Source organism: Streptomyces sp. NPDC003011 (assembly GCF_053591515.1).
In genome coordinates this window covers 65772-84351 of sequence record NZ_JBSFTY010000028.1, presented here as the reverse complement: position 1 = coordinate 84351, position 18580 = coordinate 65772, and the positions used below count along the sequence as shown (strand labels likewise).

General features: G+C 73.5%; 15 protein-coding genes and 1 pseudogene. 8 read left to right on the top strand and 8 right to left on the bottom strand.

Annotation, left to right across the window (positions count from 1 at the left end; all coding sequences use genetic code 11):
- Positions 1-245 precede the first annotated feature (245 nt).
- Both ACWD0J_RS16655 and xylB read right to left on the bottom strand, forming a co-directional pair.
- Entirely contained in the window at positions 246-1454 is a 1209-nt protein-coding gene (locus ACWD0J_RS16655) for an ROK family protein (protein WP_451496524.1), read from the bottom strand.
- 64 nt (positions 1455-1518) lie between these two features.
- On the bottom strand, positions 1519-2964 hold the full coding sequence (gene xylB / locus ACWD0J_RS16650) for a xylulokinase (RefSeq protein WP_451496523.1): 1446 nt from the start codon (positions 2962-2964) through the stop codon (positions 1519-1521).
- Between the two features lie 168 nt (positions 2965-3132).
- Between xylB and xylA the strand changes: the two genes are divergently transcribed.
- A complete protein-coding gene (gene xylA, locus ACWD0J_RS16645) occupies positions 3133-4299 on the top strand; it encodes a xylose isomerase (RefSeq protein ID WP_451496522.1) in 1167 nt (388 codons plus the stop codon).
- Between the two features lie 139 nt (positions 4300-4438).
- On the top strand, positions 4439-4903 hold the full coding sequence (locus ACWD0J_RS16640) for a hypothetical protein (RefSeq protein ID WP_451496521.1): 465 nt from the start codon (positions 4439-4441) through the stop codon (positions 4901-4903).
- 4 nt (positions 4904-4907) lie between these two features.
- Here the strand turns inward: ACWD0J_RS16640 and ACWD0J_RS16635 are convergent.
- From ACWD0J_RS16635 to ACWD0J_RS16625, 3 genes and pseudogenes are all read right to left on the bottom strand, one after another.
- Positions 4908-5248 (bottom strand): annotated as a pseudogene (locus ACWD0J_RS16635) (esterase-like activity of phytase family protein); the annotation flags it as partial.
- A 172-nt stretch (positions 5249-5420) separates the two neighbouring features.
- Positions 5421-6686: an SWIM zinc finger family protein gene (locus tag ACWD0J_RS16630; protein ID WP_451496520.1), complete on the bottom strand. Its 1266-nt coding sequence runs from the start codon at positions 6684-6686 to the stop codon at positions 5421-5423.
- On the bottom strand, positions 6683-9577 hold the full coding sequence (locus tag ACWD0J_RS16625) for an SNF2-related protein (protein WP_451496519.1): 2895 nt from the start codon (positions 9575-9577) through the stop codon (positions 6683-6685). The genes ACWD0J_RS16630 and ACWD0J_RS16625 overlap by 4 nt, the downstream gene beginning before the upstream one ends.
- A 247-nt stretch (positions 9578-9824) precedes the next feature.
- Here ACWD0J_RS16625 and ACWD0J_RS16620 point away from each other — a divergent pair, with 247 nt between their 5' ends.
- Together ACWD0J_RS16620 and ACWD0J_RS16615 are read left to right on the top strand one after the other, a co-directional pair.
- Positions 9825-10880 (top strand): fatty acid desaturase family protein, encoded by a 1056-nt coding sequence (locus tag ACWD0J_RS16620; RefSeq protein ID WP_451496518.1) that lies wholly within the window; start codon positions 9825-9827, stop codon positions 10878-10880.
- Positions 10881-10996: 116 nt separating this feature from the next.
- Positions 10997-11179, top strand: coding sequence for a hypothetical protein (locus ACWD0J_RS16615; RefSeq protein ID WP_451496517.1), 183 nt, complete (start codon positions 10997-10999; stop codon positions 11177-11179).
- A 395-nt stretch (positions 11180-11574) separates the two neighbouring features.
- Here the strand turns inward: ACWD0J_RS16615 and ACWD0J_RS16610 are convergent, their stop codons facing one another.
- Together ACWD0J_RS16610 and ACWD0J_RS16605 are read right to left on the bottom strand one after the other, a co-directional pair.
- Positions 11575-12462, bottom strand: coding sequence for a hypothetical protein (locus tag ACWD0J_RS16610; protein ID WP_451496516.1), 888 nt, complete (start codon positions 12460-12462; stop codon positions 11575-11577).
- Between the two features lie 135 nt (positions 12463-12597).
- Complete coding sequence (locus ACWD0J_RS16605; protein WP_451496535.1) at positions 12598-12894, bottom strand: hypothetical protein; 297 nt, start codon at positions 12892-12894, stop codon at positions 12598-12600.
- A gap of 99 nt (positions 12895-12993) precedes the next feature.
- Between ACWD0J_RS16605 and ACWD0J_RS16600 the strand changes: the two genes are divergently transcribed.
- Positions 12994-13899, top strand: coding sequence for an oxygenase MpaB family protein (locus ACWD0J_RS16600; protein ID WP_451496515.1), 906 nt, complete (start codon positions 12994-12996; stop codon positions 13897-13899).
- Between the two features lie 42 nt (positions 13900-13941).
- Here ACWD0J_RS16600 and ACWD0J_RS16595 read toward each other — a convergent pair whose 3' ends face one another.
- Positions 13942-14541, bottom strand: a complete 600-nt coding sequence (locus ACWD0J_RS16595; protein ID WP_451496514.1) for a class I SAM-dependent methyltransferase — start codon at positions 14539-14541, stop codon at positions 13942-13944.
- Positions 14542-14692: 151 nt separating this feature from the next.
- Between ACWD0J_RS16595 and ACWD0J_RS16590 the strand changes: the two genes are divergently transcribed.
- The 3 genes from ACWD0J_RS16590 to ACWD0J_RS16580 all read left to right on the top strand — a co-directional run bounded on the left by ACWD0J_RS16590 (position 14693) and on the right by ACWD0J_RS16580 (position 18559).
- Entirely contained in the window at positions 14693-15466 is a 774-nt protein-coding gene (locus tag ACWD0J_RS16590) for an MHYT domain-containing protein (RefSeq protein WP_451496513.1), read from the top strand.
- A 64-nt stretch (positions 15467-15530) separates the two neighbouring features.
- Positions 15531-18125: a sensor histidine kinase gene (locus ACWD0J_RS16585; RefSeq protein WP_451496512.1), complete on the top strand. Its 2595-nt coding sequence runs from the start codon at positions 15531-15533 to the stop codon at positions 18123-18125.
- Positions 18122-18559, top strand: a complete 438-nt coding sequence (locus tag ACWD0J_RS16580) for a roadblock/LC7 domain-containing protein (protein WP_451496511.1) — start codon at positions 18122-18124, stop codon at positions 18557-18559. Before ACWD0J_RS16585 ends, ACWD0J_RS16580 begins: the two co-directional genes overlap by 4 nt.
- Positions 18560-18580: the final 21 nt, after the last annotated feature.

Sequence of the window (18580 nt, the reverse complement as noted above, 5' to 3'; positions counted from 1 at the left end):
CACGACGGCGGCGCCTCGCGTGAATCACGGTACGGCGCCGGCCGGTTGGGCAGAACGACGCCGAGTGCTTCCGTGGACAGCAGGAGGATTGTGGAGAACTCGCTCACTCGGACGGGTGAAAACAGCTGGGGGACGGCGGGTCAGGACGCCCAGTGACGGTGAGGGGAGTCGTCAGGCACGGCGAAGGATTTCGCCCCGCAACCGCACGTGATCTCATCCCCGGCCACGAGCGGATCACCGCGCCGTCAAACCCGTTCGGCCACGCCCGCCGGATCGTCCAGCACCGCCCGCACCACCGAGTGCGCCGCCCCCAGCAGTGGCCCCTCGGGACCCAGTCGGGACACGGACACCGGACAGGCCGGTCCTGCTGTGCGCCGGGCCAGCTCGTCGCGCAGGGACGGCAGCAGCCAGGGCGCGAGGCCCGCGAGCGCCCCGCCGAGCACGACGGCCTCGGGGTCCAGCAGGTTCACCGCTCCCGTCAGCGCGATCCCGAGCGCCTCTCCGGCGGCGCGCAGGGCGTGCCGTACGTTCTCGTCGCCGTCCGTGGCCCGTTGGGCGAGCAGCCCGACGCGGTCCTCGCCCGGTGCCAGACCGGCGGCCCGCAGCACGGCCTCCTCGCCGGCGTACTGCTCCAGACAACCGCGTCCGCCGCACGGGCAGTCCGGTCCGTCCGGGTGGACCGGCACATGTCCCAGCTCGCCCGCGAAACCGCGCGTTCCGCGCAGCAGCCGTCCGTCCACGACGACCGCCGCGCCGATGCCGATCTCCGCCGACACGTGCAGGAAGTCGCGTGGGGTGCCGTCACCGAGCCACAGCTCGGCGAGAGCGCCGAAGTTGGCCTCGTTGCCCACGGCCGGCGCGAACTCGGCGGGCAGCAGGGCACCGAGGTCCGTGTCGTGCCAGTCGAGGTTGGGCGCGCGTACGACGGTCCGGGCGTCGCGTGCCACCAGCCCGGGCACGGCCACCGCCAGCCCCGCCGGCCACAGGCCCTCGCTCTCCGCCTCGGCGACCACTCGACGCACCAGGCCGGTGAGTTCCGTGATCACCTGTTCGGCGGAGCGGCCCCGGTTCGCGCCGTACCGCACGGCCCTGGACCGCACCTGGCCGCGCAGGTCGACCGCGCACACCGCGAGGTGGTCCACCCCGATCTCGGCACCGATCCCGGCGGGACCGCGCCCGCTCACGGCGAGCGCCGACCCCGGCCTGCCCACCCGGCCGGGCCGTTCCGGGCCCAGTTCCTCCAGCAGCCCCGAGCGGATCAGCTCGTCGACGAGGGTCGACACCGCGGCCCGGGTGAGACCGATGCGTGAGGCGACGGCGGCGCGGGAGAGGGGCCCCTCGGCGCTGACGGCGTGCATCACCCGGGCGAGGTTGCGGCGCCGCATGCCCTGCTGGGTGTCGGGCAGCGTGCGCCCGGGGCCTGCCGGGTGGGCCCTGTGCAGCGGTGCGGTCATGCCTCCGTCCGTCCTCGGTCGGTGTCCGGCGGTCGGTCGACGGCCGCGCGTCGCGGGAAGTGCGTCAGCTCGGGTCCGTCCCCCGCTCCAACAGCGAGGCCGCGTCGGAGAGTACCCCGGAGATCCTGGCCAGCGCCGCGTCGTCCCGCTCCACGGCGTCGAGCACCGGCCCGGCGGCCGTGTTCCAGCGCCGGGCGACCGCGCCCGGGTCCTCGCCGGTCAGCAGACCGGCCGCCTGCGCCGCCGCGCCGAGAGCGACCAGTTCCCTGGCGTCGGGCACCTGGACCGGACGCCCCGACAGCCGCCGTACGGTCCGCTGCCAGGCCGTGCCCCGGGCGCCGCCGCCGATCAGCAGCAGCGGGGCGGAGCGGTCGGCGTCCTCGTCGAGGACCAGGTCGAGCGCACCGAGCAGCGCGTGGACGGCGCCGTCGTACGCGGCCTGCAGGAGCTGGCCGCCCGTCGTGTCGTGGCGCAGGCCGTGCAGCAGTCCGGTGGCGTTCGGCAGGTCAGGGGTGCGTTCCCCGTCCAGGTAGGGCAGGAGGGTGACGTCGCCTGCGGGCTCCACCGCCTCGCGGTCGAGGCCCAGCAGGGCGGCGACGCGGTCGACGGCGAGCGTGCAGTTCAGGGTGCAGGCCAGCGGCAGCCAGTCGCCGTGGGCGTCGGCGAAGCCCGCGACGGTGCCGGTGGGGTCGGTGGGGCGCCGCTGCGACACCGCGTACACGGTGCCGGAGGTGCCGAGGCTCATCACCGGCGTGCCGGGGCGCAGGCCCAGGCCCAGTGCGGCGGCGGCGTTGTCGCCGGTGCCGGGAGCCACCAGGGTGCCTTTGGCGAAGGGCAGGCCGTGGCCGTCGCGCACGGTGCCGGCCACCTCGCCGGGGCGGACCACGCGGGGCAGCAGGGCGGGGTCGAGCCCCACGTGGGCGAGGATCTCGGCGTCGTAGGACTCCGTGGCGGACGCCCACCAGCCGGTGCCGGAGGCGTCGCCCCGGTCGGTCGTGCCCTGTCCGGTGAGGCGCTCGGTGAGGTAGTCGTGGGGCAGACGTACGGCCTTGGTGGCGCGGACGGCCTCCGGCTCGTGCTCGGCCAGCCAGGCCCACTTCGTGACCGTGAAGGAGGCGGCCGGGACGGAGCCGGTGCGTTCGGCCCAGTACTTCGCGCCGCCCAGCTCCTCGGTCAGGCGACGACCCTGCGGCGCCGAGCGCACGTCGTTCCACAGCAGAGCCGGACGCACCGGCTCGCCCCGCGCGTCCAGGGTGACCAGGCCGTGCTGCTGGCCGCCGACCGACACCGCGGCGGCCTCCCGCGCCGCGTCCCCGCACTGGCGCAGGGCCTCGCCCAGCGCGTCCCACCACTGACGCGGGTCGCTCTCGCGGCCGACCCCGGAGGACACGGTGTGCGGGGCCTGCCCGCTCGCCACCACCCGTCCGGTCGACGCGTCGACGACCAGGGCTTTGGTGGACTGTGTGGACGTGTCCACACCGACGACGAGCGGACCCTCGGCTGCTGACATCGGGCTCTCCCTAAGTGCGGCTCATGTCTCTCACTGCGGCTCGCGTTCTCTGCCCGGAGACATCTTGTCTCTTCCCAGAGATGCGTCGGCATACTAATTTGTAAATCGCCATGACGAAATAGCCGGCAGGCAGTCGGCAAGCAGTCGCAAGCAACAAGGAGCCGCGGCATGAACTACCAGCCCACCCCCGAGGACAGGTTCACCTTCGGCCTGTGGACCGTCGGCTGGCAGGGACGGGACCCGTTCGGCGACGCCACCCGCCGGGCCCTCGACCCGGTCGAATCGGTGCAGCGCCTGGCCGAGCTCGGCGCTCACGGCGTGACCTTCCACGACGACGACCTGATCCCCTTCGGGTCCTCCGACACCGAGCGCGAGGCGCACATCAAGCGCTTTCGCGAGGCGCTCGACGCGACCGGCATGAAGGTGCCGATGGCCACCACCAACCTCTTCACCCACCCCGTCTTCAAGGACGGCGCGTTCACCGCCAACGACCGCGACGTGCGCCGTTACGCCCTGCGCAAGACGATCCGCAACATCGACCTCGCGGCCGAGCTCGGCGCTGAGATCTACGTCGCCTGGGGCGGCCGGGAGGGTGCCGAGTCCGGCGCCGCCAAGGACGTACGCGTGGCCCTGGACCGCATGAAGGAGGCCTTCGACCTCCTCGGCGAGTACGTGACCGAGCAGGGATACGACCTGCGCTTCGCGATCGAGCCCAAGCCGAACGAGCCGCGCGGCGACATCCTGCTGCCCACGGTCGGCCACGCGCTGGCGTTCATCGAGCGCCTGGAGCGCCCCGAGCTGTACGGCGTCAACCCCGAGGTCGGCCACGAGCAGATGGCCGGGCTGAACTTCCCGCACGGCATCGCGCAGGCCCTGTGGGCGGGCAAGCTCTTCCACATCGACCTCAACGGCCAGTCCGGCATCAAGTACGACCAGGACCTGCGCTTCGGCGCCGGCGACCTGCGTGCCGCCTTCTGGCTGGTCGATCTCCTGGAGACCGCCGGTTACGACGGTCCTCGCCACTTCGACTTCAAGCCGCCGCGGACCGAGGACCTCGACGGCGTGTGGGCGTCGGCGGCCGGCTGCATGCGCAACTACCTCATCCTCAAGGACCGTGCGGCCGCCTTCCGCGCGGACCCGGAGGTCCAGGAGGCCCTGCGCGCCTCCCGTCTCGACGAACTGGCGCAGCCCACCGCGGCCGACGGCCTCAAGGCGCTGCTCGCGGACCGTACGGCCTTCGAGGAGTTCGACGCCGAGGAGGCCGCCGCCCGCGGGATGGCGTTCGAGCGGCTCGACCAGCTGGCGATGGACCACCTGCTGGGAGCGCGCGGCTGACGGCACGCGCGCGTGCCCCGCAGGCCGTGACCGGCCCCCCGCGCGGAATGTTCCGGAATCATGCGGTCCATGGCATGAACCGGTACCGACTTCCGGGCGGGGGTCGCGGCACGACCGGTCCGGGGCGACTCTGAAGGGTATGGGCCTGCCGCCGGTACCTCCTCAGCCACCCGGACCACCGGACGACACCCCGCCCCCGGGCGGCGGCTTCGGACCACCGCCTGACGGATACAGCCACAACGGACCGGCGCCCTACGGCGGTCCGCCGCCGGCCCAGCCGTCGACCCGGCCGTTCGGACCGACCGGCGATCCGGGCGGCCCGCGCCGGCGCCGGAGTCCGCTCTACGCACTGCTGGCCGTGATCGTGGCCGCCGTGGCCGTCGCGGCGGTGATCCTCATGGCATCGGGGAGCGACGACTCGCCCGACGAGCAGCCGCCCCCCGAGAGCAGCGCGAGCACGAGCCGCTCTCCTAGGCCGTCCTTCAGCGTGCCGACCGAGGTGCCCAGCGAGCTGCCGTCGCAGTTCCCCAGCGAGCTGCCCAGCGATTTCCCGACCGAGCTGCCGAGCGATTTCCCGAGCGATCTCGAATCGCTGCTCCCGTAGCCGGCCGGCCCTGTGCGCCGAAGGCGTCTGTGCCGTCCGTCGTCCCGACGTCGTTGTCGTCGACGAGGGCGAGCGTGTCGTGGTCCACGCACGCGACGCCTTCGATCTCGCCGGGCACACCGGCGACCGTGCCCGGCTCCACGGCCGGCCGCTTGGCGAGCACCGGGACACCCGAGGCCGCCGGGTCGTCGAGCTGTTCCAGTGCTGGGGACGTCGTGTCGTCGTCCCAGAGGCTCCCGAGGATGTTCGGCGGCGCGGTCCAGGCGCACGAGCCGGAGCCGCGCGGCCTGGTCGGTGGTCGGTGCGCTCCTCGGCCAGCGGTCGGTCACCGCCCACGGCGATCACCGGCGCCGCCCGACCGACGGGTGAAGGTCGTGCGTCGACCGTTTGTCGACCGCTAGGGCGTCGACCGCTCGTCGAGCGGATCTCCCCGGGGACCGTCTCAAGAGGTCCCAGGAGGTCGCAGGGACTGGTGGGTCCCAGGAGGTCGCAGGGCCCGGTGGGTCCCAGGAGGTCCCTAGAGGGTCCCGCTCTCCTCCGCCGGCTCCATCGAGGCCAGTGCCGTCGCGGGGTCCTGGGCCGCGCCTCCTGCCGGTACCCAGCGACCGCGGTCCTTGCGGTACGGCCACCAGCGACCGTCCCGGCCGAGGCGCAGCTGACTCGGCGCGCCGACGACCGTCCAGCGGTTGCCCGTTGCCCGCAGGGCCGGCCGTTCGTCCTCGTCCCAGGCCGCGTCCAGAGCGGCACGCGCGCGTGCGAGTGTCTCCCTCTCCACGGTCCACTGCTCCTCGTACACGGACAGGGCCGCCGCACCTCCGTGGTGCCACGCGCGTACGGCCAGGCCCAGGTGTTCGCTGTCGCGTCCGGATCCGTCGGCGAGCCGTTCCGCGACCGCCTTCCCCGGGGCGCCCGCAGCGAGGCGGACGGCGTCCTGAGCCACGGTCGGCTCCGGGTCGCAGCCGCCCGGTCCCGGTCCTGCCCGGAGCGCGTCGGCGAGCAGACGGTGTGCTTCCACGGCGGTCCGGGCGGCCAGGAACTCCAAGGCTGCCGCATCGATTCCGGCCGCGGGCCGGGCCTCGGTGTCCAGGGACGGCGGGACACCGGGCTCCGCGGGCAGCTCGGGCAGGGCGGGCAGCGGCGGCAGGATGTCCCCGGCCGCGTACGCCTCCGCCGCGTCCACTCCGGTCGGCTCGACGGTTCCCTCCGCGGGTGCCGCGCCGCGCTCCTGGAGGGCGTCCAGCAGGGGACGTTCGGCGCGTCCTCGCATCAGCAGCAGCACGAAGGGGTCCTGGTCCAGCAAGCGGGCCACCTGGTGGCAGAGGGCCGCGGTGTGTCCGCAGTGGTCCCAGGCCCCGCAGCCGCACTCGGGCTCCAGGTCGCCCATGCCGGGCAGCAGCTCGATCCCCGCCGCCGAGGCGTCCTCGACCAGGTGCGGCGGCATCTCGCGGTCCAGCAGCGCCGCGACGTGTCCCGCCCGCTCGACGGCCATGTCGGCAAAGCGGTTCCACTGCTCGTCGGACAGCTGGGCCAGCAGCACGTCGGCCCGGTGCGCCGTACCGTCCCGGTCCTTGACGACGGCCGTGATGCGCCCCGGGCGCACCGACACCGCGCCCACCGCTCCCGCGCGCGTGAGCCTGCGGCCCGTCTTCACTTGCTCGGAGTCCAGCGCCGTGTCCGCCAGGGCCTTCAGCCAGGCCTGCCCCCACCACGTCTGTGCGAAGCCCCGCCCGCGCGCGGGCGACAACGCGGCGAACGTGCGCTCCATGTCGTCGTACTCGGTCATCGTCCGCCCCCTCGCAGTTCGACCAGGTCGGCCAGTTCCGCGTCCGTGAGTTCCGTGAGCGCCGCCTCTCCCGCGCCCAGCACGGCGTCGGCCAGCTCCTTCTTGCGGATCAGCATGGCGGCGATGCGGTCCTCGATGGTCCCCTCCGTGATCAGCCGGTGCACCTGCACGGGGCGGGTCTGTCCGATGCGGTACGCCCGGTCGGTGGCCTGCGCCTCCACGGCGGGGTTCCACCAGCGGTCGTAGTGCACGACGTGCTCGGCCCGGGTGAGGTTCAGCCCCGTGCCAGCCGCCTTCAACGACAGCAGGAAGACGGGCACCTCACCGTCCTGGAAGCGCCGCACCATCGCCTCGCGCCGGGGAACCGGTGTGCCCCCGTGCAGGAACTGCGAGGCCACCCCACGGGCCGACAGGTGCCGCTCGATGAGGCGCGCCATGCGCACGTACTGCGTGAAGACCAGGACCCCCGCCCCCTCGGAGAGAATGGTGTCCAGCAGTTCGTCCAGAAGCTCCAGCTTCCCCGAACGTCCGGCGATCTTCGGCCGCTCCTCCTTGAGGAACTGCGCCGGGTGGTTGCAGATCTGCTTCAGGCCGGTCAGCAGCTTCACGATCAGTCCGCGGCGCGCCATGCTGTCCGCCCCGGAGATCTCCGCGAGTGTCTCGCGCACCACGGCCTCGTAGAGGCCCGCCTGCTCCCTGGTGAGTGACACGGCACGGTCGGTCTCGGTCTTCGGCGGCAGTTCCGGAGCGATCCCCGGATCGGACTTGCGGCGTCGTAGCAGGAACGGGCGCACGAGGCGGGCGAGCCGCTCAGCGGCGGCCGGGTCCTGACCGCTCTCGACGGCCTGCGCGTACCGCGTGCGGAACGTGCCGAGCCGGCCGAGCAGGCCCGGGGTCGTCCAGTCGAGGATCGCCCACAGCTCCGACAGGTTGTTCTCCACCGGGGTTCCGGTGAGCGCCACGCGCGCGCGTGCGCCGATCGAACGCAGTCGGCGGGCGGTGTCCGCGTACGGGTTCTTCACGTGCTGGGCCTCGTCCGCGACCAGCAGACCCCACGGGACCTCGTCGAGACGTTCCGCGTCCAGGCGCATCGTGCCGTACGTGGTGAGCACGAACTCCCCGTCGGCCGGCGCCTCCAGGCTGCGGCGCGGCCCGTGGAAGCGGCGCACGGGCGTGCCGGGCGCGAACCGCTCGATCTCCCGCTGCCAGTTGCCCATCAGGGACGTCGGGCACACCACGAGCGTGGGTCCGGCGGTCGCCGCGTCGGTCTGCCGGTGCAGATGCAGCGCGATCAGGGTGACCGTCTTGCCGAGGCCCATGTCGTCGGCCAGACAGCAGCCGAGCCCGAGGGACGTCATCCGGGCCAGCCAGCTCAGGCCGCGCAGCTGGTAGTCCCGCAGTGTGGCGGCGAGGGCGGCGGGCGGCCCGACCGGCTCCTGCGCCTCGGGGTACGCGAGCCGCTCCCGCAGGGCCGCCAGCCATCCCGTGGCGTGTACGTCGACCCGGTGGCCGTCCACCTCCGTCGAGCCCGTCAGCGCCGCGTTGAGAGCCTCGACGGGTGTCACCTTGCGGTCCTGCCGGGCGCGGGCAAGGCGCACTTCCTGAGGGTCGACGAGGACCCACTGGTCACGCAGCCGCACCACGGGGCGGTTGGCTTCGGCGAGCCGGTCGAGCTCCTCGCGCGTGAGCCGCTGGTCGCCCAGGGCGAACCACCAGTCGAAGGCGAGCAGCGCGTCGGCCGACAGGAACGACGGAGTGTCCGAGGAGGTTCTGTCCGCCTTCCCGGCGTCGTCCGGTGGACCCACCACCGCGCGGACGGTCAGTTCGCGGGCCAGTTCCTTCGGCCAGTGCACCTCGACTCCGGCGCCGGCGAGCGCTCGCGTGCCGTCACCGAGGAGTTCGGTGACCTCCTCGTCGGCGAGCTCGACGGCGTCCGGCACGGTCGCCGAGAGCAGCGGCGTCAGCGGCGGCCAGGCCCGTGCCGCGCGGCGCAGGGCGAGCAGGGCGTCCATCCGCGCGCGCGGCCCGAAGTCCGCCCCGAGGGCTCCGGAGCCCGAGCCGGCGCCCCTGGTGCCCTTCCACGCCTCGGCGGCGTCCGCGACGAGCGCGGGGTCGCTGACGCTGTGCACCTGCAGCACGGCCCTGAACGTCACCCTGGTGTCGTCGTCCGGCTCGGCGGCCAGACCCGGCGCCTCGACCCGCAGCGAGAGCCGTACGCCCGCGTCGTGGCCCGCGGCGACGTCGGCGGCCCAGGCGCGCTGCTCGGGAAGGTGCTGCGGTTCCCGCGCCGCGTAGGCGGGTCCGCCGGTGACCAGCGAGGCCGCGGGGGAGCGGGGGAGCGTGTCGGCGACCGCGTCCAGGAAGGCCCGCAGCAGCCGTTCGGGGGCGGGCAGCCGCAGTGGTCCGGCGCCGTCCACGGGCACCGCGTGCGCCTCGGGCGGCATGGCGGCGGCGAGCCGGCGGACGCGTTCGACGTCCTCCGTCCCCAACGGGCCCGCGCGCCAGGCGTCGTGGTCGCCGGCGGACAGACCGGGCAGGAGCAGTCCGCGGGCGAGGAAGTGCAGGGCGAGCACGGTCGCCGTGCCCCAGAAGACGGTCGCGCGGTCGGCGTGCGCGAGGGCACGCGCGCGTACGAGAACCGGCAGGGCGGCGCGCACCGGCAGCAGGACGGCGGGCACGCTCACCCGCTCGACACCGTCGCCGCCGGGCAGCACGACGGTCAGGTCCTCGGTCGAGGCCGACGCGACGACGGGCGGAACGTCGCCGTCCGGCCGCCAGAACGCGACGGCGCCGGTGCGGGCCGGGTCGCCGGGCACGAACACGGCACAACAGCCCGCGAGTTCGGCGATTTCGGCGAACTCGGAGGCAGTTGCCGGGGGAGTCCTCTGCACAGTGATGCCGTATTCCTCAAATTTGACTACCGGGGGACAGAATCGCCGAGGGTACAGCAACCGGATGCTGTACCCAGTACTGCTGGAATGTGATCCAGGCCACTCAAGTCGAGGTGTCGGCAGCCCCCCTGCCGCGTGGTGCTGACCCCCGCCCCCGGACGGGGGGTGTCCTCATGGTCACCACAGGTCATCGATCCGTACGTTTCCTCAGGTCAGCGCGTTTCCCTGAGAGAGCCGGAGTCCCGAGATGTCCCAGACCACACCCACCCTCGCCCTCCGTCCACGGGACACGTCCGGCTCGCCGCCCGGCGGGAGCGAGTTCACGCCGCTCCTGCGCGCGGCCAAGGGCCAGAACCTGCTGGAGCGCCGCTACGGCTGGTACGCGCGGGTCATCACGGTCAACGCCCTCGCCCTGACCGGCGTCGTCACGGGTGTCGTCCTGCTCGGCGACTCCTGGTGGACCCTGCTCCTCGCGCCGGTGCTCGCGGTGTTCTGCGCGCGTACCGCCTTCATAAGCCATGACGCCGGGCACGCCCAGATCACCGGCGGCAAGGCGGTCGGCCGCCTCATCGGCCTGGTCCACGGCAACCTGCTCCTCGGGATGAGCCACTCCTGGTGGAACCAGAAACACAACCGGCATCACGCCAACCCCAACCACATCGACAAGGACCCCGATGTCGCCGCCGACGTCCTCGTCTTCACCGGCGAGCAGGCCAGCGAGCGCACGGGCTTCCGGGGCTGGCTCACCCGGCATCAGGCCTGGCTGTTCTTCCCGCTCACCCTCCTCGAAGGCGTCGCCCTGAAGATCCAGGGCTTCAGGGACCTGCGCCGCCAGTCGCCGGGAGAGCGGTCCGTGGAGGCCGTGCTGCTGGTCGGCCATGTCGCCGGCTACGCGACGCTGCTGCTCACCTCCATGTCACCCGGCAAGGCCCTGCTGTTCGCCGCCCTCCACCAGGCACTCTTCGGGCTGCATCTGGGGCTGTCGTTCGCGCCCAACCACAAGGGCATGGAGATGCCGGACCCGAGCGGCGAACCGTGGGGTCATCTGCGACGCCAGGTGCTCACCTCGCGCAACATCCACGGCGGCCCCGTGACCGACTGGTTCCTCGGCGGCCTCAACCACCAGATCGAGCACCACCTCTTCCCCAGCATGCCCCGCCCCCATCTGCGACTCGTCCAGCCCCTTGTGCGCGCCCATTGCGGGGAATTGGGTATTCCCTACACGGAGACCGGGCTGGTCGACTCGTACCGGCAGGCTCTGCGTCACATGCACGAGGTGGGCGAGCCCCTGCGCGGCGAGTAGGGGCTCATGTCGGGGATGTCTCAGGGGCGTCTCAGGGTCCTCATCCGGAACCGTGGGAGGCACGGACCCGTTCTTCTGTTCAGAGAGCGGCAGTGGCCGCGAAGGAGGCGACGTAGATGTCGAAGAACGCGAAGATCGCCGCAGGAGGTGTGGCGGTCGGCCTCATCCTGCTGATCTGGCTGCCCTGGTGGGCCGCGCTGCTGATAGTCCTGGGAGTTCCCGCGGCCGCGTACCTCACGCTGGACCCCTCGCAGCGGCGCAGGCTGCGCCGTGCGAACCGCAAGCAACTCGGCCGCTGACGGGGCCCGCCGCGCCGGTCCGTCCGGACCGTCCGGCGCGCAGGAGCCGGCCACGTCGCCGCCCGCGGGCCCCGCGGGCACGGGGTGCGCCGGCCCGTCGGGGAGCTGCTGTCCCGCACGGCCGCCCGGGTGACCGGCGCCCTGATCACCCGGCTACGCCTCCGCGCCGCGCGGCTGTACTCGCCCTGCGGCGGGCGGGGCCAAGCGCCGGGGCTCGGGGCGCCGGTCCCGGAGAGCCTCCCCTCCGGTCTGCGCGGGTCCGAGCGCGGTCACGCTGACGGACTGGCTGCGGTTCGCCTGCCAGGGGCACAGTCCGCGAGCGGTCGGCCATCGGCCGCACCGGGGTCGGATGGCTGTCGTCCGGCCGGCCCTGACGGGGGCGCCGCCCCGCGCCCTCACAGCGGGCGTACGGCCATCTTGTCGAGCGCCTCCAGAAGGCCCGGCAGCTCCGGTCCCCGGCCCACCGGCAGGACCTCGCCGGGCTCGTCGTCGAGCAGGACGAACGCGATGTCGTCGGTCCTCGCCACGAGCGACCAGCCGGGGCCGTCGGCGCGCAGGGTCCGCGCGTCCCCCGGGGCGAACGAGGACCGCACGCGACCCAGCGGCGGCGGTGCGTCCACATACGCGCGGGCCTCCGCGAGGACGCGCCGGATGCCGCTGTGCCCCGCCTCGGCCCCGTCCCGTGCCGCACCCTGCCCGTTTCCGGTGTCCCCCGAGGGGGCGTCCCTCCCGGGGCCCTCGGAGACCTCGGCGTCGAAGACCCCGTCGGCCGGGCCCGGGAACTCCGTGTCGTCGAGCTGCTCCCGCCAGGTCGCCCACTGGAGCGCGATCTCGTCGGCACCCAGCCGCCGCTGCGCCGGCCCCCAGGTGGAGGTGTCCGGCGGCGTCAGCGGGTCACCGTCCGCGATCTCGGGGTCGGGATCGTGCGGCGCCGGCACGCCGGGGGCCGACACGGCGACCTCCAGGGGCCAGCCGGGCAGTGCGGCGACCACCGTGCGCTCGTCGGGCGACAGATCGTGCTCCATGCCGCAGTCCCAGGACGCGATGGCCACGGCGACCAGCGACACGTCGTCGACGACGACCGTCCACCGGGCACCGTCGCCGTCCTGGCCGAGTACCAGGCCGTACCCGTCGGCCAGCGGCGCGAGCCCCAGCGCCGCGCAGGCCTCCGGATAGTCGTCGCCCAGCACGCTCGGGAACTTCGCCGGCGTCAGCAGCACCGCCGTCAGCACATAGAGCGCGTCGTCCGCGGCGGCGACGGCGTCCTCGTCCGTCCCTGCCATCCCAGCCTCCCCATCGGTATGTCCAACGGCGCGCACCCTAGTGCGCCGGGAAGGCGCTTGTCACGACTCCCCGGTCCACCCGGAGCTGCGACTTCCCGACCGGACGGGGCGAATCGACCATCCGCCGCCGCTGCGTCAGGCCGCCGGAAGCCCGAGCAGCGCCCGCGCCACCGTGCGGGGCGACTCGTCGCGCTCCCGCGCGAGCGCGATCACGGCCCGGCACGCCAGCTCGTTCACCCCGAACGACAGCGCCTCCGGGGACACCCAGTCCGCGGCCTCGTCGATCCGCTCCTGGTCGTCCTCCGCGCAGGCCGAGACGTAGGCGGCCGCGGCCTCGAACAGATTGTGCGGGCGAGCCTCCCCGCCGCTCCTCGCGTCGGTGCGCAGGGCGTCGATCAATCTGGCACCGGACTTGCGGACCCTGCCGAACATGCCGACCACCTTCCCCCATGTGCGGTTGTCTCGCTGAACGTCCATCTCCTGTCACTCACCGTAGAGTTGGAGCCTCGGCGACAGAAGGGGGACGGCGCGGTGAAGCGTTTCGCGCGGCTGGAGCAGATCCGGACGATGGACCCGGAGAAGGACGCCCTGGAGATCTACCGGCTCAGCACGGCGTACGAGTTCCCCTGGGACTTCACCCGCGCCCTTGAGCTGGCCCTGTACCGCACCTACGCCGTGCCCGGCATCGGCCGGCTGCTCGCCGAGACGGCCGAGCTCACGGACCGGACGCAGAAACGCTACGACGACACGTCACTGCTCCTCGACGCCGTCGTCGAACACGGCTTCGACAGTGAGCAGGGCCGCACCGCGATCCGCCGCATCAACCAGATGCACCACGGTTACGACATCGGCAACGACGACATGAGGTACGTGCTCTGCACGTTCGTCGTGGTGCCCAGGCGCTGGATCGACGCCTACGCCTGGCGCAGGCTCTCGCGCCACGAGATCGTGGCCTCCGCCGTCCACTACCGCACTCTCGGGCGCCACATGGGCATCAAGGACGTACCCGGGTCCTACGAGGAGTTCGAAGCCTGCCTCGACGCCTACGAAGAGGCGCACTTCGGCTGGGACGAGGGGGCGCGCCGGGTCGCGGACGCCACGCTCACCCTGGTGGCGTCCTGGTATCCGCGCCCCCTCGCCCCGCTCCTGCGCACCTCGACGCTCGCCCTGCTCGACGAACCGCTCCTGGAAGCCTTCCGCTACCCGCCTCCGAGCGCGCTCACCCGCGAACTCGTCCGCGGCGCGGTCCGGCTGCGCGGACGCGCCGTCCGGCTGCTGCCGCCCCGGCGGGCGCCGCACCACGCGCGGCAGAACCGGGAGATCAAGGGCTACCCGAACGGCTACCGGCTGGACGACCTGGGCACCCGCCCGGTCCCGGGCGTGCGGGGCTGTCCGGTACGCCACCCGGGCCCGCCGACGGTCGCCTCCCCCGAGTGAGCCGAGGACGCCGCACAGCCGGGGGAGGGCCGCTCGGGCGCGTCAGCCCTCCCGGACGGCGAGCGCCAGGAACCGGTCGTCCCGGTCGACGTACGACGTCATGCGCCATCCGGAACCGGCGAGCAGCGGACGCAGGGTGGGTTCCGCGCGCAGATCGTCCTCGGTGATCCGCCGGCCCTGGCGTGCCGCGAGCGCCGCCCTGCCGATCGGATGGAACAGCGCCAACAGACCGCCGGGACGCACCACGCGCGCCAACTCCCGCAGGTTCCCGTCCGGATCGGGCAGGTGCGAGATCAGCCACGCGCCGAACACGGCGTCGAGCGACTCCGAGCGCAGCGGCAGCGCGGCCACGTCGGCGAGCAGCAACCGCCCGTCCCGGCCCCGTCCGGCCCGTACGGCGGCCTCCAGCATCGCCGGAGTCAGATCAGCCCCGACAACCACCCCCGACGGCCCCACGGCCGCCCGGAGCGGCGTCAGGGCGCGCCCGGTGCCGCAGCCGGCGTCGAGCACCCGGTCCCCCTCGCGCAGCCCGAGATCCGAGACAGCGGCGGCATAGGCGGGACCGTCGTCGGGGAACCGGCGGTCCCAGTCGGCGGCGCGGGCGGTGAAGAACTCCTGCACGCGTGTGTGGTCGTCGCTCATGTTCCGCATGATCCCTCACCGACAGGGACGACGTCTCGGTGCACACGTTCGAGCGTGACGCGATCGCTCAGGCGCATCGCGCGTCATATTGCAGCACCTTTCGAAATGCGCCCTCTTTGTGCGCCCCTGCCCCGACTAGCGTCCCGGTTCCATGGGACACCTGGACCACGCCGCCCTGGGGTGGCTTACCCCCGCACTGTCGTACGTGATGGCCTGCATAGGCGCCGCACTCGGACTGCGCTGCACCGTCCGCGCGCTCGGCGCCACCGGACGATCGCGCCGGAACTGGCTCGTCACCGCGGCCTCCGCACTCGGCACCGGCATCTGGACCATGCACTTCGTGGCCATGCTCGGCTTCGGCGTCAGCGGCACCGACATCCGCTACGACGTGCCGCTCACGATCGTGAGCCTGCTCGTCGCCATGGGCGTCGTCTGTGCCGGTGTCTTCGCCGTCGGCTACAGCCGCGACCGCACCCGCGCCCTCTTCCTGGGCGGACTCACCACCGGCCTCGGTGTGGCAAGCATGCACTACCTGGGTATGGCGGCGGTACGCCTGCACGGCGACATCGACTACGACCCCGCGCTGGTCGGACTCTCCGTCCTGATCGCGGTCGTCGCGGCGACGGCGGCCCTGTGGGCGGCCCTCAACATCAAGTCACCCGTCGCCGTCACCCTCGCCTCCCTGATCATGGGCGCGGCGGTGTCGAGCATGCACTACACCGGAATGTTCGCGGTGAGTGTGCGCGTGGTGCCCTCCGGGGCGGCGCTGCCCGGGGCCACGGCGATGCAGTTCATCTTCCCCCTCGCCGTCGGCCTCGGGTCCTACCTCTTCCTGACCTCGGCCTTCGTCGCGCTGTCGCCCACCACGGGAGAACGCCGGGCATCCGCGTCGGCCCAGCAGCCCGTCGAGACCGCGGCCCACTAGCGGCACACCGGACCACGACTGCCCGGACGACACGCCCCCTACCCCACTCCCGAGCGAGGAGGCCATGCGTACACCGCGTAGGACCCCCACAGGCGGCGCTGAGACGCCGTCCCCGCCTCCCGTGCGCGGCCGCCGCGCACACGCCGGACCACCGGCTGACGAGAGCCCCGGCGTAAGCCCCGACGAATCCGTGGGCGCGCTGTCCGTGGGTGCGATACCGGACGACGCACCCGCGCGCGCGGGACAGCCGGACGCATCCGCGGGCGCGGGACACTGGCGCCTCCGGCCGCGGACGGTGCGGGCCAAGATCGTCTGCCTGCTGATGGTCCCGGTGGTCTCCCTGCTCGCCCTGTGGGCGTACGCGACCGTCACCACCGCCCAGGACGTCGCCCGGCTGCGGCAGTTGCAGCGTGTCGACGCCACCATCAGGACCCCCGTCGCGGAGGCCGTGGCCGCGCTCCAGACCGAACGGGCGACCGCCGTCCGCTACGCCACCCACCCGTCGGCCGGGCAGAGCGACGGCCTTCAGGAACTCGCGCAGCGCACGGACCGCGCCGTGGCCGAGCTCCGGCTCGGCGACGACAGCACGATCGCCGACAGTGAGGAACTGCCCGCCGGCGTGGCCCAGCGGCTGGAGGCGTTCGTCACCGGCGCCGAGCGACTGCGCCCGCTGCGCACCGCCGTGCTCGACCGCCGGGTGGGCTGGAACGAGACGTACGGGCGGTACACGGCGACCATCGCCAGTGCCTTCGGCGTGGGCGGCGCCCTCACCGGCATCCAGGACGCGGAACTCGGCTCCGACGCCCGCGTCCTGCTCGAGTTCTCCCGCGCGGGCGAGGCACTGGCCCAGGAGGACGTGGTCCTGGACAGTGCGCGGCTGGCCGGCGGGCTGTCGGGCGAGCGGCTGCGCCTGTTCACCGGGGCCGTCGACACCCGCCGTGCCCTGACCGAGTCCGCCGTGGCCGACCTGCGGGGCTCCGAACGCGCCGCCTGGCGAGGCCTCGCCGACGGCAGCGCCTACGCCACCGTCGCAGCCGCCGAGGACAGGGTCCTCGCCGCCGGCCCGGGCTCCCGGGCGATCGACGCGGCACCGCAGGGCGCCTGGGAGCGGGCGCACGCGCGCGTGCAGGACGGCATGCGCACGATCGAGGAGGACGCGGGGCGCGAGGTCGCCGACCGGGCCGACCCGTTCACCCGCGGTCTGCTGACCCCGGCCGGTGCCGCCGTCCTCCTCGGCCTCGTCGCTGTTGCCGCCTCTCTCGTGATCTCCGTGCGCATCGGCCGCGGTCTGGTCGTCGAGCTGGTGAGTCTGCGCAACAGCGCCCTGGAGATCGCGCGCCGCAAACTCCCCGAGGCGATGCGGAAACTGCGCGCGGGGGAGGAGATCGACGTCCGGGCCGAGGTTCCGCCCGGGCCGCCCGCGGAGGACGAGAGCGGCCAGGTCGCCGAAGCCCTCGCCATCGTGCACCGCGCCGCGCTCAGGGCCGCCGTCGAACGCGCCGAGCTCGCCAGCGGCATCTCCGGGGTCTTCGTCAACCTCGCCCGCCGCAGCCAGGTCCTCGTCCACCGCCAGCTCAGCCTCCTCGACAGCATGGAACGCCGCTCCGACGATCCGAACGAACTGAGCGACCTGTTCCGACTCGACCACCTCACCACCCGCATGCGGCGCCACGCCGAGAGCCTGATCATCCTCTCCGGGGCCGCGCCCGGCCGTGCCTGGCGCATGCCGGTGTCCCTGACGAACGTGGTCCGCGCGGCCGTGTCGGAAGTCGAGGACTACGCGCGCGTGGAGGTACGTCAGCTGCCCGACGCGGCCGTCGTCGGCGCGGCCGTCGCCGACCTCACCCACCTCCTCGCGGAGATCATCGAGAACGCCGCCCAGTTCTCGCCGCCCCACACCCGCGTGCGGATCACCGGCGAACCCGTCGGCAACGGCTACGCCGTCGAGATCGAGGACCGCGGCCTGGGCATGGGCAAGGAGACACTCGCCGAGGCCAACCGGCGCATCGAACAGTCCGAGACGCTCGACCTGTTCGACAGCGATCGGCTCGGCCTCTTCGTGGTGAGCAGGCTCGCCGCCCGGCACACCATCAAGGTGCACCTGCGGACCTCGCCCTACGGGGGCACCACCGCGGTCGTCCTGCTGCCCACGGCCCTGCTGCACTCCGGCGCGACGGAACGTTCCCCCCGGACGCCGGCGGAGCCGGAACGGCAGCCGGAACACGCGTACGCGCGCGTGCCCGCCGCCGCCCAGCACCAGGAGTCCGTCCCGGCGCAGGCCGGCCGCCCCGCGCTGGTGGCCCCCGCACCGGTCGCGGCCCGGACCACGACCGACACCCCACCCCCCGGAGTCACCACCTTGCGTCTGCACCGGCCCCCGGACGACGACTCCTGCGACAACGCCCCGGACGACTCCGACGACCTGCCCCGCCGGGTCCGGCAGGCGCATCTCGCCCCCCAACTGCGCGAACGGCCCGCCGAGGAAGCGGCGCGGGCATCCGTCCCCCAGGGCGACGACCGGCGCACCCCCGAACTCGTACGGGACCGCATGGCGGCGTACCGCGAGGGCTGGGCGCGCGGCGGCGGCCGGCGGCCCGGCCGCGGAGCGACCCGAGATTCTTCAGCGGGCAGCGACAGCAGCGAAGGAGACCCCGCATGATCCAGGACCCGAGTATGGGAGCCGCCCAGCGGACCGGCGAACTCGACTGGCTGCTGGACGACTTGGTGGTGCGTGTGAGCGAGGTGCGGCACGCGGTGGTGCTGTCCAACGACGGGCTCGCGGTGGGCGCCTCGACCGATCTCCGCCGTGAGGACGCCGAGCACCTCGCCGCCGTCGCCTCCGGTTTCCACAGCCTCGCCAAGGGCGCCGGCCGGCACTTCGGGGCCGGTGGCGTGCGCCAGACCATGGTGGAGATGGACGACGGCTTCCTCTTCGTGGCCGCCGCCGGCGACGGCTCCTGCCTCGCCGTCCTCACCGCCGTGACGGCGGACATCGGACTGGTCGCGTACGAGATGGCACGGCTGGTCAAGCGCGTCGGCGAGCACCTGTACACGGCACCACGGGTCGGCGCGCGGCCGCCCGCCGCAGGATGAGGCGGGAAGGCGGTCCACGCA

Bases quoted from the DNA above. Each gene is read 5' to 3' on its own strand.
- ACWD0J_RS16655 (WP_451496524.1), bottom strand. From the start codon at position 1,454: ATGACCGCACCGCTGCACAGGGCCCACCCGGCAGGCCCCGGGCGCACG.
- xylB (WP_451496523.1), bottom strand. From the start codon at position 2,964: ATGTCAGCAGCCGAGGGTCCGCTCGTCGTCGGTGTGGACACGTCCACA.
- xylA (WP_451496522.1), top strand. From the start codon at position 3,133: ATGAACTACCAGCCCACCCCCGAGGACAGGTTCACCTTCGGCCTGTGG.
- ACWD0J_RS16640 (WP_451496521.1), top strand. From the start codon at position 4,439: ATGGGCCTGCCGCCGGTACCTCCTCAGCCACCCGGACCACCGGACGAC.
- ACWD0J_RS16630 (WP_451496520.1), bottom strand. From the start codon at position 6,686: ATGACCGAGTACGACGACATGGAGCGCACGTTCGCCGCGTTGTCGCCC.
- ACWD0J_RS16620 (WP_451496518.1), top strand. From the start codon at position 9,825: ATGTCCCAGACCACACCCACCCTCGCCCTCCGTCCACGGGACACGTCC.
- ACWD0J_RS16615 (WP_451496517.1), top strand. From the start codon at position 10,997: ATGTCGAAGAACGCGAAGATCGCCGCAGGAGGTGTGGCGGTCGGCCTC.
- ACWD0J_RS16610 (WP_451496516.1), bottom strand. From the start codon at position 12,462: ATGGCAGGGACGGACGAGGACGCCGTCGCCGCCGCGGACGACGCGCTC.
- ACWD0J_RS16605 (WP_451496535.1), bottom strand. From the start codon at position 12,894: ATGTTCGGCAGGGTCCGCAAGTCCGGTGCCAGATTGATCGACGCCCTG.
- ACWD0J_RS16595 (WP_451496514.1), bottom strand. From the start codon at position 14,541: ATGAGCGACGACCACACACGCGTGCAGGAGTTCTTCACCGCCCGCGCC.
- ACWD0J_RS16590 (WP_451496513.1), top strand. From the start codon at position 14,693: ATGGGACACCTGGACCACGCCGCCCTGGGGTGGCTTACCCCCGCACTG.
- ACWD0J_RS16585 (WP_451496512.1), top strand. From the start codon at position 15,531: ATGCGTACACCGCGTAGGACCCCCACAGGCGGCGCTGAGACGCCGTCC.
- ACWD0J_RS16580 (WP_451496511.1), top strand. From the start codon at position 18,122: ATGATCCAGGACCCGAGTATGGGAGCCGCCCAGCGGACCGGCGAACTC.